General features: G+C 63.9%; 11 protein-coding genes. 8 read left to right on the top strand and 3 right to left on the bottom strand.

All coding sequences use genetic code 11. The annotated features are described in order from the left end of the window. Positions 1-163: 163 nt before the first annotated feature. Both FJ424_RS13930 and FJ424_RS13925 read right to left on the bottom strand, forming a co-directional pair. Entirely contained in the window at positions 164-1,195 is a 1,032-nt protein-coding gene (locus FJ424_RS13930) for a histone deacetylase family protein (RefSeq protein WP_140653176.1), read from the bottom strand. Between the two features lie 43 nt (positions 1,196-1,238). After that, a complete protein-coding gene (locus FJ424_RS13925; RefSeq protein ID WP_140653178.1) occupies positions 1,239-1,892 on the bottom strand; it encodes a TetR/AcrR family transcriptional regulator in 654 nt (217 codons plus the stop codon). A gap of 250 nt (positions 1,893-2,142) precedes the next feature. Here FJ424_RS13925 and FJ424_RS13920 point away from each other — a divergent pair, with 250 nt between their 5' ends. The 8 genes from FJ424_RS13920 (at position 2,143) to FJ424_RS13885 (ending at position 12,786) form a co-directional block, all read left to right on the top strand. Continuing rightward, positions 2,143-3,810 carry an amidohydrolase gene (locus tag FJ424_RS13920; RefSeq protein ID WP_140653180.1) on the top strand — a complete coding sequence of 556 codons (1,668 nt, stop codon included), beginning with the start codon at positions 2,143-2,145 and terminating at the stop codon, positions 3,808-3,810. Between the two features lie 139 nt (positions 3,811-3,949). Further along, on the top strand, positions 3,950-5,050 hold the full coding sequence (locus FJ424_RS13915; RefSeq protein ID WP_140648102.1) for an ABC transporter ATP-binding protein: 1,101 nt from the start codon (positions 3,950-3,952) through the stop codon (positions 5,048-5,050). Beyond that, complete coding sequence (locus tag FJ424_RS13910; RefSeq protein WP_140653182.1) at positions 5,050-5,997, top strand: ABC transporter permease; 948 nt, start codon at positions 5,050-5,052, stop codon at positions 5,995-5,997. The genes FJ424_RS13915 and FJ424_RS13910 overlap by 1 nt, the downstream gene beginning before the upstream one ends. Further along, positions 5,990-6,802 carry an ABC transporter permease gene (locus tag FJ424_RS13905; RefSeq protein ID WP_140653184.1) on the top strand — a complete coding sequence of 271 codons (813 nt, stop codon included), beginning with the start codon at positions 5,990-5,992 and terminating at the stop codon, positions 6,800-6,802. The genes FJ424_RS13910 and FJ424_RS13905 overlap by 8 nt, the downstream gene beginning before the upstream one ends. Before the next feature lie 44 nt (positions 6,803-6,846). Then, entirely contained in the window at positions 6,847-7,875 is a 1,029-nt protein-coding gene (locus FJ424_RS13900; protein ID WP_181167048.1) for an extracellular solute-binding protein, read from the top strand. Positions 7,876-7,942: 67 nt separating this feature from the next. Continuing rightward, complete coding sequence (locus FJ424_RS13895) at positions 7,943-9,139, top strand: serine hydrolase (protein ID WP_140653186.1); 1,197 nt, start codon at positions 7,943-7,945, stop codon at positions 9,137-9,139. A gap of 28 nt (positions 9,140-9,167) precedes the next feature. Further along, positions 9,168-10,346 (top strand): serine hydrolase, encoded by a 1,179-nt coding sequence (locus FJ424_RS13890; protein ID WP_140653188.1) that lies wholly within the window; start codon positions 9,168-9,170, stop codon positions 10,344-10,346. Positions 10,347-10,467: 121 nt separating this feature from the next. Next, entirely contained in the window at positions 10,468-12,786 is a 2,319-nt protein-coding gene (locus tag FJ424_RS13885; protein WP_140653190.1) for a Tex family protein, read from the top strand. On the opposite strand, the gene FJ424_RS13880 is transcribed toward FJ424_RS13885, so the two are convergent. Next, positions 12,787-13,698, bottom strand: coding sequence for a LysR family transcriptional regulator (locus FJ424_RS13880; RefSeq protein ID WP_140653192.1), 912 nt, complete (start codon positions 13,696-13,698; stop codon positions 12,787-12,789). It abuts the gene before it with no gap. Positions 13,699-13,792 lie beyond the last annotated feature (94 nt).

Genomic DNA, 13,792 nt, shown 5'->3' with positions numbered 1-13,792 from the left:
ATCGGCGGATCCTTTTGGCGAAGAATCCTCCAATCAAATCACTTCAAGCCGTCCTCACCCTTGCGTCGTGTACTGTGGAGCGGATTCAGGCGACGCGCTTTAAGGCTTTGTTTTCATGCATGTCGTTATCGCAAAACCGCTGCACACTTTTGCGCGACACGCATTAGCGATCCTCGAAACCGGTCAGCACGCCGACGGCGTTGATGCCGATCTCTTCGACGGCGTAGCCGCCCTCCATGACGAACAGCGTGGGCAGGCCGAGCCTGGCGATGCGGCGGCCGATCTTGGGATAGTCCTCGCTCTTCAGCTTGAACTGGCTGATCGGATCCTTCTCGAAAGTGTCGACGCCGAGCGAGACAATGACGACATCGGGGGCGTAGGCCGCGAGCCTGGCGCAGGCGTCCTCCAGCGACGCGCTCCAGCCCTCCCAGTTGGTGCCGAAGGGCATCGGGTAATTGACGTTGAAACCTTCGCCTTCGCCTTCGCCGCGCTCGTCGGCATGACCGAGGAAGAAGGGATACTCGACCATCGGGTCGCCATGCAGGTTGAGGACCTGGATGTCGCCGCGGCGATAGAAGATCTCCTGCGTGCCGTTGCCGTGATGGTAGTCGACATCGAGGATCGAGACGCGTTTGGCGCCCTGGTCGCGATACCACTGCGCGACGACGGCGGCGTTGTTGATGAAGCAGTAGCCGCCCATGAAGGCGGCGCCGGCGTGATGGCCGGGCGGGCGGCAGAGCGCGAAGGCGGTGCGCTCGCCGCCCTTGACCAGTGCGGCGGCGGTCAGCGCGACGTCATAGGAGGACTTGATCGCCGCCCAGGTGCCTTCGACGAAGGTGGCGCCGGCGTCGAAGGAATAATAGCCGAGCAAGGCATCGACGCGCTTCGGCGGCACGTCGCCGCGCAGGCCGCGCGTCGGCCAGGTGAAGCCCATGGCCGAGCCCTTGAAGCCGGCGGCAACCCATTGCGGCCATACCGTCGGCAGGAAATCGATGTAATGGGCTTCATGCACGCGTTTGGCGGCGGCGAGGTCGTGCTCGGTCGGTCCGATGATCGGCCCGAGCTTCTCGCTCTCCACCCGCGCCCTGATGAATTCGGCCCGCGACGGCTTCTCGAAACCCGGCACGATCGCCGATGTGACCAGTTCCATCTGGCCTGAATGGCCGGCATGAAGCGGCGAATAGACAGTTTTCATAGAAATTCCCCTGGAAGTGCGAAATCAGTTGGAGGTGCGAAATTCAGTCGAGATTGAGATGGGGGGTCACCAGAGCGAGCCACATGGCTTCCACATCGTCCTCGATGAGGTCGAATGTCCTGCGGTCCTTCTTCAGCCCGACAAGCCGGCAGACATGGCCGACTTCCATCATCAGCACGCCGAGCCGGCTGGCGATCTTGTCTTCGAGAGTCGGATTCACATGCTGCAGCCACGCGGCGTAGAGGGCGATGATCTCCTTGTCATATTCGTCCTGGATCGGCCTCAGGTCGGCATTGCCGGATATGGCCTCGATCACCGGCATCAACGTGGCGTTGTCGAGATAGAGCCTGGACGTGTCGATGAAGAGCTTGCGCACTTCGCGCCGAAATTCGTCGCGGTCGGTTGGCCGGGGGACGTCGATGCGCTTCTGGATGACCTCAGGAAAAGACGACAGCCAGCGCCGGGCCAGGTCCAGAAGAATGGCCTCCTTGTTGGGAAAGTACTGATAAACCGAACCGACCGACAAGCCCGCGCGCTGCGCGATGGCGAGCGTCGTCGGCGTTCTGGTTCCTTGCTCGCGCGTCAGGATCAGCGCCGCGTCTAGAATCCTGTCGACCACCTTGCTTGACCGTTGCTGCCGCGGCTGCTTGCGCGGTTCGAGCGCTATCTTGGTCTTGCGGTCGAGACTGCGCTTCACTGCTCGTTGCCCCCATTCCCCGCTCGGCCTCACCATCGGCGCGCGGTGCAGTCCACTATACATTCCAGATTCCGGCTGTTGACAAACGCGAATAAACAGTCGCATTCTTTATCCACGCTGTCTTCCACGATAACAAGGGGAATTTCGAAGACGGCGCACCGGCATCGGCTTTTGTTCACGGCGTCGCCCGGTGGAGCGGCGGCTCGTCGGACGTGGCGTTGTCGGTCCCTCAGCAAAATGTGGAGTCGCGATGTCGGTTGCGGATGGTGGTGCGGATCTGGTGGTCGTCAACGGCCGAGTGCTGACCATGGACGATGACAATCCCGCCGCCGAGGCTGTTGCCGTCAAGGACGGCGTCATCATTGCCATCGGCGACCGCGCTTCCATCGAAGAGCTCAAGGGACCGGCGACAAAGGTTGTCGACGCCCAGGGCGGCTCCGTCCTGCCAGGCTTCATCGAAGCGCATATGCATCTCTTCGGCGGCGCGGCCGAGCTCGATAACCTGCATCTGGCGGGCGTGCACGGCTTCGACGCGCTGCGCGATGCGATCCAGGATTTCGCCGCCAGGCGCCCGGACGCCAGGCTCCTGATCGGGGCCGGCGTCGACTACGCGATCCTGCCGGAGCCGGTGACGCGCCACGATCTCGACCGCATCATTCCCGACCGTCCCTTCGCCATGTCGGCTTCGGACCACCACACGATGTGGGCGAACACCAAGGCGCTGGAAGAGGCTGGGCTGCTGCATGGCAGGCTGGTCGGACAGGGCAACGAGATCGTCATGGGCGCCGACGGACTTGCCGCGGGCGAGCTGCGCGAAGGCGAGGCCTTCGGGCCGCTCCTCGACCATTACGGGGCAAACCGGACGCGGCTTGGCCTCGAGGGCGCCGAGCCAGATCCTTATCCTTCGGCGAAGGAACTGGCGGCCGATCGCGACCTGATGCATCGCGGCCTTGAATGGTGCGCCAAGCATGGCATCACCTCGATCCAGAACATGGACGGCAATCTCTACCAGCTCGAGCTGCTGGCCGGGCTGGAAAAAGAGGGACGGCTGCTTTGCCGCACCAAGATCCCGTTCCACTTCAAGAATTTCATGAAGCTGGACATGCTGGAAAAAGCCTCGCGGATGGCCGCGAGCTACAATTCGGAATGGCTGTCGTCCGGCATGGTCAAGGTCTTCTATGACGGCGTGCTGGATTCCTGGACGGCGGTGATGGTCGACGACTATGCCGACCGTCCCGGATGGCGCGGCGAACCACTGTTTTCGCCGGAGCATTTCGCCGAAGTGGCAGTCGAGACCGACAGGCGCGGCCTGCAGATCGCCGTGCATTCGATCGGCGACGGCGCTGTGAGGGCGGTGCTCGACGGCTACCAAGCGGCGCTGAAGAAGAACGGCAGGCGCGACAGCCGGCATCGCATCGAGCATATCGAGGTGATCACGGCCTCCGACGTGCCGCGCTTCGCCGAACTCGGCGTTCTGGCGTCGATGCAGCCGGCGCATCCGCCGGGCGCGCTGAACTTCCCGATGGAGCCGACGATCTCGCGCATCGGCCGCGACAAGTGGGCGCTGAGCTATGCCTGGCGCACGCTGAAAAATGCCGGCGCGCGCGTCGTGTTCGCATCCGACTGGCCGGTTTCGCCGGTCGATCCGATCCTGTCCATCCAGGCGGCAGTGATGCGCAAGCCTTGGGCAGAAGGCATGCCGGACCAGAGCTTCTCGCTGCAGGAAGCAATCGAGGGCTACACCGTCGAGGGCGCCTATGCGGAGTTCATGGAAGATCGCAAGGGTCGCCTCAAAACCGGATATCTCGCCGATATCGTCGTTTTGTCGGCTGATATCGAGGCGACCGCGCCGGAAGCGCTGCACACCGTGCGTCCGGTGACCACCATCTGCGGGGGCAAGATCACCTACCAAGCCTAACGATGGCATAGGAATTGCTTAATTGAATAGGGACTCGGATCGAGTCACTGCTCCGCAGTTGCCAAGCCGACCGGCTTGTGGTGACAATCAAACAGGAACACACCTGCCGACAAGAGCAGGCTCTCTCAATGGGGTAATCGTGCCGGAACAACCGGGTAAGAACGCGATTGAAGTTCGCGGTGTTCGCAAGGTCTTTGGCACCGGCGAAAACCAGGTAGCCGCTCTCGACACGGTGTCGGTGTCGATCCGCGAAAACGAGTTTTTCACTTTGCTCGGCCCGTCCGGATGCGGAAAGACGACGCTGCTGAGATTGATTGCCGGCTTCGATTTCCCGACCGCCGGCGAGATACTGCTGCACGGGCGCGACATCGCGCCGCTGCCGCCCTTCAAGCGCCCGGTCAACACTGTCTTCCAAAGCTACGCGCTCTTCCCGCACATGACGGTGGCGCAGAATATCGGCTTCGGGCTGGAAATGCTCGGCAAGCCGAAAGGAGAGACCGAAGCGCGCGTCGCCCAGATGCTGAAGCTGGTCAAGATGGAGGCGCTGAAGGCGCGCCGCACCAGCCAGATTTCGGGCGGCCAGCAGCAGCGCGTGGCGCTGGCCCGGGCGCTGGCGCCGCAGCCGAAGGTGCTTTTGCTCGACGAGCCGCTTTCTGCTCTGGACTACAAGCTGCGCAAGGAAATGCAGATCGAATTGAAGCGGCTGCAGAACGAAACCGGCATCACCTTCATCTTCGTCACCCATGACCAGGAAGAAGCGCTGACCATGTCCGACCGCATTGCGGTCATGTCGGCCGGCAAGATCCTGCAGGTCGGCACGCCGCGCGACATCTACGACCGGCCGGCCGAACGCTTCGTTGCCGACTTCATCGGCGAAACCAATTTCCTGCCTGGCACTGTGGTGTCGAAAAAGCCCGGCGTGGCGACGGTCAAGTTCGCCAGCAACGCGACGATCGCCGCGGGCTATCCGGAAGGCTTCGATCCGACCGGCGAGGTGACGCTGGTGGTGCGGCCCGAGCACGCCGACCTGGTACCCGATCCGGCCAAGGGCACGGTCGCCGGGACGCTCTCCAACATCGTCTATTTCGGCACCGACACGCATTATCATGTCAAGCTCGACGGCGGCGAGAACTTCATCGTGCGCCACCAGAACAGCCGCTCGGCGCCGGTCACCTACGAGACCGGCGCGAAGGTCGGCATCCAGTTCGAGGAGGACGCCGCCCGCGTCCTGAAAGACTGATGACGACAGCCACGCTCTCCCCGACCACGCTCTCCAACGCCGCGTTGTTCGAAGCCCAGGCGGTGAAAACCAGCGCGCGGCGCAACCGGCTGCTGTCGCTGCCAGCGCTGATCATCATCGGCATATTCGGCGTGCTGCCGCTCCTCATCATCTGCGTCTATTCGTTCCTGGTCGCCGCGCCCTATGGCGGCGTGCAGTGGCAGTTCTCGACCGATGCCTATCTGAACTTCCTGTTCCAACGGGACATTTTCGACGACACGCTGCAGTTCACGTCGGATTTCCTGATCATCTACCTGCGCTCCTTCCTGTTCGCGGTGGTGACGACGGTGATCTGCCTGCTGCTCGGTTTCCCGACCGCCTATTTCATGGCCACCCGGCCGCCGGCGCAGCGCAACTGGTGGGTGCTTCTGATCACCATCCCGTTCTGGTCGAACCTTCTGGTCCGCACGCTGGCGATCATGTTCATCATCCGCGACGAGGGCCTGATCAACAACGCGCTGCTGGCGCTCGGCGTGATCGATAAGCCGATCACGATGCTCTACACCAATTTCGCCATCCAGCTTGGCCTGCTCTACGCCTTCCTGCCGTTCATGGTGCTGCCGCTCTATTCGAGCCTGGAGAAACTCGACTTCCGGCTGATCGAAGCCGCGTATGATCTTTACGCGACGCGCCGGCAGGTGCTGTGGCGGGTGATCATCCCGATGTCGAAGCCCGGCATCATCGCCGGCTGCCTGCTCGTCTTCATCCCGGCGCTCGGCGCCTATGTGACGCCGCTGATCCTGGGCGGCGGCGTGCACCTGATGATCGGCGATCTCATCGCGCAGCAATTCGGCTCGGGGCGCAACTGGCCGCTCGGCTGCGCGCAGGCGCTGATCCTGATGGCGGCGGTGCTGGTCGCGCTGTTCTTCTATGTCCGCAACACGTCGGGGAAAGTGCAGCATGGCTGAGCCCCGCGTCATGGACATCAAGGACCAGCCGGGCTTCCGCTCGATCGCCATCATCTGCCTGCTGGTGCTCTACGTGCCGGTGCTGATCCTGATGATCTTCTCGTTCAACAGCGGCTCGCTGGTCACGCATTGGGAAGGCGTCACGCTCAACTGGTACGGCAGCGCGCTGCGCAACGAGGAGTTCCACAGCGCGGCGCGCAACACGCTGATCATCTCGGTGACCGCGACGATCGTTTCGACGATCTGCGCGACGCTTGCAGCCATCGGCATGACGCGGGTGAAACCGTGGCGCGGCTTGGCGGCCGCTTTCATGGTCATCAACCTGCCGCTGATGGTGCCGGAGATCATCACGGCGGTGGCGACGCTTTCCTTCTTCGCGTTGATCGCCGGCACGCTCGGGCTCAATTTCGGCATCGGCAATCTGATCCTCGCCCACACCGTGTTCTGCATCCCCTTCGCCTATATGCCGATCAGGGCGCGGCTGGAGGACATGGACCTGACGCTGGAATATGCGGCGGCGGACCTCTATGCGACGCCGTGGAATGCGTTCAGGCGCATCACGCTACCGCTGCTGGTCCCCGGCATCATGTCGGGCGCGGCACTTGCCTTCATCGTTTCCTTCGACGATTTCACCATCACGCAGCTCGTCGCCGGCCCGGGCCAGACGACGCTGCCCCTCTATATCTGGAACCAGATCCGACGACCGATGACGCCCGAGATCAACGCCATCTCCACCATCCTGCTCCTGGTGTCGATCCTGTTCGTCTCGGTCTCGTTCCTGATCGCGCGACGGCGCGCAAAATGACCACGGGCTCCAACACAACAATGGGAAGGCAAGGAGAACATAAAATGTCTGCAAAACTGATGGCGGCCGTTTCCGCGGCCGTTCTGCTATCGGCAGTGCCAGCGCTCGCCGACGGCGAACTGCATATCTACAACTGGGGCGACTACACCAACCCGAAGCTGATCGAAAAGTTCGAGAAGCAGTACAATGTCAAGGTGACGCTGGACGACTACGATTCCAACGAAACCATGCTGTCCAAGGTGCGTGCCGGCAATTCCGGTTACGACATCGTCGTGCCGTCGGACTATACCGTGAAGATCATGGTCGAAGAGGGCCTGCTCGAAAAGACCGAGCCCAACGCGATGCCGAACGGCAAGAACATCGATCCGCGCTTCGTCGACGTCTATTGGGACTCCGGCCGGCACTACACCGCACCGTGGCAGTTCGGCACGACGGCGTTCTCGGTCAACATGGACAAGTTCAAGGGCGACATCAACACGCTGGCGATCCTGTTCAACCCGCCGGACGAGCTCAAGGGCCAGATCAATGTGCTCGACGACGTCAACACCGTCATGCACGCGGCCGAGCGCTATGCCGGCGTGCCGCGCTGCGGCGCCGACAAGGCCAACCTGAAGAAGGTCAACGACATACTGATGGCCGCCAAGCCGTCGTGGAAGACCTTCAGCTACGATACCATCACCAAGATCACCTCCGGCGACGTCATCGTGTCGGAGCAGTGGAACGGCGCCAGCTACCGCTCGCGCCAGAAGATACCGGCGATCAAGTACGCCTATCCGAAGGAAGGCATCGAAGGCTGGATGGACAATGTCGCGGTGCTGAAGGGCGCCAAGAACCTCGACAACGCCAAGCTGTTCCAGGACTTCGTCATGGCGCCCGAGAACGCGGCGTTGATCTCGGAGTTCGCCGGCTACGACAATGGCATCGCCGGCAGCCACAAATTCCTGCCTACGGAATTCGCCAACTCGCCGGAAATCAGCCCTCCGGCCGGCTCGCCGACGCCGGAATTCGTGCCGCCATGCTCGCCGGACGTGGTGGAGATCTACAACAAGATCTGGACCAACCTGCGCAAATAATTTTGCCGGAACGCATGAAGGAGGGGAGGCTCCGGCCTCCCTTTCTTGTGTCTGCCGGGAGGACACTATGACATCTTATCGCAACTCCGAGCCGCGGCCGCCGATCATGCAAGGCTCGCCGCCGAAGCTGGTGCCGCCGAAGCTCGATTGGGACCGGCCGCCGTGGAACCGCTGGGCCTTCCAGCACATCCGCGAATTCCTGCCGACGGTCGAGGTCTGGCGCGGCAGCGGCCATCGCCATCGCCTGGAGCGCAACGAAGTCGACCTCGATGGGTTGGCTGTCGTGGACAGCAACGGAGCGCCGACGACGCTCGCCGGCTTGCTCGACGAAACCTATGCCGACGGTTTCCTGGTGCTGAAGGACGGCAAGATCGCCTATGAGCGCTATTTCAACGGCATGGACGAGCGCAAGCTGCATCTGTCGCAGTCGATGGCGAAGTCGGTCACCGGCGCGGTGTGCGGCATCCTGGTCGGGCGCGGCCTGATCGATCCCGGCAAGCTGGTCACCGATTATCTGCCGGAACTCGGCGAGACCGGCTGGGGCGGCGCCACCGTGCAGCACGCGCTCGACATGACGACGGGCGTGCGCTTTTCCGAGGAATACACCGACCGCTATTCCGAGATCGGCCAGGTCGATGTCGCGACCGGCTGGAAGCCGATCCCGCCGGGCAGCGATCCGGACTTCGCCTGGCCGTCGCACCTGTTCGAGCTGATCCTGCGGCTGAAGGACAGAGTGCGCCCGCATGGCGAGGCCTTCGAATACCGTTCGATCGAGACCGACGTGCTCGCCTTCATCATGGAACGGATGAGCGGCAAGCGCCTGGCGCAGCTCGTCTCGGAAGAACTCTGGCAGAAGCTCGGCGCCGACGAGAGCGCCTGCTTCACCGTCGACAGCGCCGGCTACGCGCTGGCCGATGGCGGCTTCAACGCGACGCTGCGCGACTATGGCCGCTTCGGACAACTGATCCTCGACAATGGCGGCGGCGTGATCCCGGCCGAGTGGATCGAGACGACGCGCATCGGCAAGCATGGGCCGAATTTCAGCCCGAGCCTGCCGGACGGCAGCTACCGCAACCAGTTCTGGATCGAGGATTCGCGCTCGCGCTCGCTGATGTGCCGCGGCGTGTTCGGCCAATTGATCCATATGAGCTGGGAACACAGGATGGTCGTGGTGAAGCTTTCGACCTATCCGGATTTCGTCAACTCCGCCTATACGGTGGCGACGCAGAAGGCGGTGCACGCCATCGCCGCCGCGCTGGCCTGAAACCGCAAGTAAAATCCGGGAGAGTGTCATGACCGGCAAGACCGCGTTCGAGGCCCAGTACGGCTTTGCCCGCAAGGATGTGCGGCTCGAAACCTGGCGGCTGGCACCGTTCAACCGATGGTCCTTCCAGAATGTCGGCGAACTGGTGCCAAGCGCGCATGTCGCGGCGGCGCCCGGCGGCGAGGAGGAGGCGAAATCGCTCGGCGCATTGCTTGAGGAAAAGATACCGCTCGCCGGCGGCAGCGAAACCGTCGAGAGCTTCCTGAAGCGTTCCGACACGGACGGGCTGACGATCCTCAAGGCGGGCAAGCTGATCGGCGACTGGTCGGCGCCGCATATGCCGTTCGGAGCCCGCCACATCATCTTTTCGATCAGCAAGTCGGTGACGGCGATCCTCGCAGGCATATTGGAAAGCGAAGGATTGTTCGACCCCAGCGCGCCGGTTACAGAATACATTCCCGAAGCCAGGGGCTCGGCCTATGGCGATGCGAGCGCGCGCAACGTGCTCGACATGACGGTCAGCCTCGATTTCGAGGAAGCCTATCTCGATCCGGAGAGCGCTTTCGCCCGCTACCGCCGCTCGACGTTGTGGAACCCCGGCGGCGGGTCGGAGAGCCTCGCGGCGTTCCTCATGACGATCCAGCGCCTTGCCGAGCCGCACGGGCAGACCTATCGCTACCGCTCGCCCAATTCCGATGTGCTCGGCATCCTGGTCGAGCGCGCTTCCGGCAAGCGCGTCAGCCAATTGCTCAGCGAGAAACTGTGGCAGCCGCTCGGTGCTGGAAGCGAAATGTCGGTGACGGTCGACATGGAAGGCACGGCGCGCACCGCCGGTGGCATGTCGATGACGCCGCGCGACCTTGCCCGTATCGGCGAGATGGTGCGGCAGGGCGGCACGGCCAATGGCCGCCGCATCGTCCCGGAAGCCTGGGTGCGCGACACGGTCGCCACCGGCGGCAGCCATGAAGCCTGGCAGCGCGGCACGATGGCGTTCCTGCTCCCGAAGGGGCGCTACCGCAACAAATGGTACCAGACCGGCAATGACAGCGGCGCCTTCTGCGGCATCGGCATCCACGGCCAGTGGCTCTACGTCAATCCGAAGGCGGAAGTGGTCATCGCCAAGATGTCGTCGCAGCCGGAGCCGGTGGACGACAAGCTCGATGAGGACATCGTGGCGTTCCTCGAGGCGTTGAGCGGGATAGCCTGATCCGGCCTAGCGGCCGCGCTCAGCGTCTTTCCTGTGGACCTTCCTTGCTGGATGAAGCCGGCGCGGTTGGCGCGGCCGGCATCCCGGCCTATGGTCGCCGCTCTTTTCTGCAGGGACCAGCATGGCATCGGACATCAAACGCATCGCAGCAATCATCGCGGCCGAGATCGGCGCGCGGCCGGAGCAGGCGGCGGCGGCAATCGGGCTGCTCGACGAAGGCGCGACAGTCCCCTTCGTCGCGCGTTACCGCAAGGAGGTCACCGGCGGGCTCGACGACACCCAATTGCGCGACCTTTCCGAGCGGCTCGGCTATCTGCGCGAGCTCGACGCACGGCGCGAGACGATCGTCAGCTCGATCCGAGAGCAGGGCAAGCTGACCGAGGAGCTGGAAGCCAAGATCGCCGCGGCCGCCACAAAGGCGGAGCTCGAGGACATCTATCTGCCCTATAAGCCGAAGCGGCGCACCAAGGCTGAAATCGCCAAGGAGCGTGGGCTTGGGCCGCTCGCCGAGGCGATCCTGGCCGACCGTTCGGCGGTGCCGGCCGAGCTTGCGCTCGCCTATGTCACGGACGAGGTGGCCGACGCCAAGGCGGCGCTCGAAGGCGCGCGCGACATCCTGTCGGAGCAGTTCGCCGAAAATGCCGATCTGGTCGGCAAGCTGCGCGCCTATATGAAGGAACGCGCCTTCCTGCGCGCAAAAGTCGTCGACGGCAAGCAGGAAGCGGGCGCTAAATTCTCCGACTATTTCGACCATGTCGAGCGCTGGGCGAATGTGCCAAGCCACCGCGCCCTGGCGATGCTGCGCGGTCGCAACGAGGAAGTGCTGTCGCTCGACATCGAGGTCGATGCCGACGATCAATCGCCGGTCAAGCCGGTCGAGCGCATGATCGCCAATGCCTATGCGATCGGCGGCAGCCGGCCCGGCGACAAATGGCTGATGGACGTGGCCGGCTGGACATGGCGGATAAAACTGTCGCTGCATCTGACGCTCGATCTGATGCGCGACCTGCGCGAGCGGGCCGAGGAAGAGGCGATCCATGTCTTTGCCCGCAACCTGAAGGACCTGCTGCTGGCCGCGCCCGCCGGCTCGCGGCCGACCATGGGGCTCGACCCAGGCATCCGCACCGGGGTCAAGGTGGCGGTTGTCGACGGCACCGGCAAGCTGGTGGCGACAACGACTGTCTATCCGTTCCCGCCGAAGAACGACGTGCGCGGCACGCAGGCCGAACTTGCCGCCCTCATCCGCCAGCACAAGGTGGAGCTGATCTCGATCGGCAACGGCACCGGCAGCCGCGAGACCGAAAAGCTGGTTGCCGACATGCTGGCGGACCTGCCGGCCGGTGCCGGACCGAAGCCGCTCAAGGTCATCGTCAGCGAGGCCGGCGCCTCGGTCTATTCCGCTTCGGCCACGGCAGCGGCGGAATTCCCGGGCCTGGATGTCTCGCTGCGCGGCGCGGTGTCCATCGCCAGGCGCCTGCAGGATCCGTTGGCCGAGTTGGTCAAGATCGAGCCGAAGTCGATCGGCGTCGGCCAATATCAGCACGATGTCGACCAATACCGGCTCGGCCGTTCCCTGGAAGCGGTGGTCGAGGACGCGGTGAACGCCGTCGGCGTCGACCTCAATACGGCGTCGGCGCCGCTGCTGGCACGCGTTTCAGGCCTTGGCCCATCGCTTGCCGAAGCGATCGTCGCGCATCGCGACGCGACCGGGCCGTTCGCCAGCCGCAAGGACCTGCTCAAGGTGGCGCGGCTCGGACCTCGCGCGTTCGAGCAATCCGCCGGCTTCCTGCGTATCGCCAATGGCAGCGAGCCGCTCGACGCCTCGTCGGTTCACCCGGAAGCCTATGGCGTGGCCAAGAAGATCGTTGCCGCCTGCGGCCGCGACGTGCGCGCCCTGATGGGCGACAGCGCAGCGCTCAAGGCGCTCGACCCGCGCGTCTTCGTCGACGAGCGTTTCGGCCTGCCGACGGTGCGCGATATCATCGCCGAGCTGGAAAAGCCCGGACGCGACCCGCGCCCAGGCTTCAAGACCGCGACCTTCGCGGAAGGCGTCGACGACATCAAGGATTTGAAGCCCGGCATGCTGCTGGAAGGCACCGTCACCAATGTCGCGGCCTTCGGCGCCTTCGTCGACATCGGCGTGCACCAGGACGGTCTGGTGCACGTCTCGCAATTGGCCGACCGTTTCATCAAGGACGCGCATGAGGTGGTGAAGGCTGGCGACGTGGTGAAAGTGCGCGTCGTCGATGTCGACATCAAGCGCAAGCGCATCGCGCTATCGATGCGCAAGGATGGCGGCGAGGGCGGAGCGCCGAGAGGCACACGCGACAATGGCGGCGGCAAATCGCCACCGCGTTCGCCGGTGTCGCAGCGCCAGCCGGAGCGGCCGTCGCAGGGCGCGTTCGGCGCGGCATTGGCCGAGGCGATGAAGCGCAAGTAGCTACCAGGCGAGGACAGACGGCTCCTTGCCGATCTGACCCAACAACCAGTCGCGAAAACTGGCGACCGGCGGATAACCGCGCTTGTCGTGCGGCACGACGAGATAATAGGCGCTGCGGCTTTGCATCGGCCGGCCTGGCGCCGGCACCAGCTGGCCGCGCTGCAGTTCGCCGGCGATCAGGATTTCCGGCAACAGCGCGACGCCGAGCCCGGCCATGCAGGCTTGGGCGACGGTGCCGAACTGCTCGAACTGCATGCCGGGACCGGTCGGCGCCTCGAGCCCCTCATGCTCGAACCATTCGCTCCAGGCGCCGGGGCGCGTTGCCATATGCAGCAGCGGCATGCGGCCGATATCGGCCGGCTTGGCGATGGCGCGGGTGGCCAGGAATTCGGGCGAAACCACAGGCATCACGGTTTCGCGCACCAAAAGCGTGCAGTCGGCCTCCGGCCAGTCCGGCATGCCGTGATGAATGGCGGCGTCCAAGCGTTCGCGGGCGAAATCGAACCGTCCGATGCGGGTGGCGAAGTTGATGGTGATGTCCGGGTGGCGGGCGACGAAATCCGGAATCAGCGGCATCAGCCAGCGTGTGCCGAAGGTTGGCAGGATCGCGACATTGAGAACACCGCTATGCCGATTGCTCATCAATCCAAGTGCTGCGTCGCGCAGCTGGCCAAGTGCGGAACGCACCGCCTCGGCATAGATCTCGCCCGCGGCCGATAGCCGGACATTGCGGCTGTCACGCTCGAATAGCCGCCGACCGAACTGCCCTTCAAGTAGATTGATCTGGCGGCTGATGGCACCTTGCGTCAGATCGAGTTCGCGGGCGGCTGCCGTGAAGGAGCCGAGGCGCGCCACTGCTTCGAAGGCGGCGAGGGCCGCGGTGTTCGGCAAAAGGCGACGTTGCGCGTTCATGATCCATTACTAACGCTCATTGATCCGTGATGCAATTTTGTTTGATTTTTCGCTGGCACGGGCGGATAAGCCGGGCACACCAAAAAATACCGGG

Origin of the sequence: Mesorhizobium sp. B3-1-8 (assembly GCF_006439495.1) — a bacterium.
Lineage (GTDB): Bacteria > Pseudomonadota > Alphaproteobacteria > Rhizobiales > Rhizobiaceae > Mesorhizobium.
This window is presented reverse-complemented; position numbering and strand designations above follow the sequence as displayed.

Excerpts from the sequence above, each read along its gene's own strand:
- FJ424_RS13930 (WP_140653176.1), bottom strand. The coding sequence starts at position 1,195 with ATGAAAACTGTCTATTCGCCGCTTCATGCCGGCCATTCAGGCCAGATG.
- FJ424_RS13920 (WP_140653180.1), top strand. The coding sequence starts at position 2,143 with ATGTCGGTTGCGGATGGTGGTGCGGATCTGGTGGTCGTCAACGGCCGA.
- FJ424_RS13910 (WP_140653182.1), top strand. The coding sequence starts at position 5,050 with ATGACGACAGCCACGCTCTCCCCGACCACGCTCTCCAACGCCGCGTTG.
- FJ424_RS13905 (WP_140653184.1), top strand. The coding sequence starts at position 5,990 with ATGGCTGAGCCCCGCGTCATGGACATCAAGGACCAGCCGGGCTTCCGC.
- FJ424_RS13900 (WP_181167048.1), top strand. The coding sequence starts at position 6,847 with ATGTCTGCAAAACTGATGGCGGCCGTTTCCGCGGCCGTTCTGCTATCG.
- FJ424_RS13895 (WP_140653186.1), top strand. The coding sequence starts at position 7,943 with ATGACATCTTATCGCAACTCCGAGCCGCGGCCGCCGATCATGCAAGGC.
- FJ424_RS13890 (WP_140653188.1), top strand. The coding sequence starts at position 9,168 with ATGACCGGCAAGACCGCGTTCGAGGCCCAGTACGGCTTTGCCCGCAAG.
- FJ424_RS13885 (WP_140653190.1), top strand. The coding sequence starts at position 10,468 with ATGGCATCGGACATCAAACGCATCGCAGCAATCATCGCGGCCGAGATC.
- FJ424_RS13880 (WP_140653192.1), bottom strand. The coding sequence starts at position 13,698 with ATGAACGCGCAACGTCGCCTTTTGCCGAACACCGCGGCCCTCGCCGCC.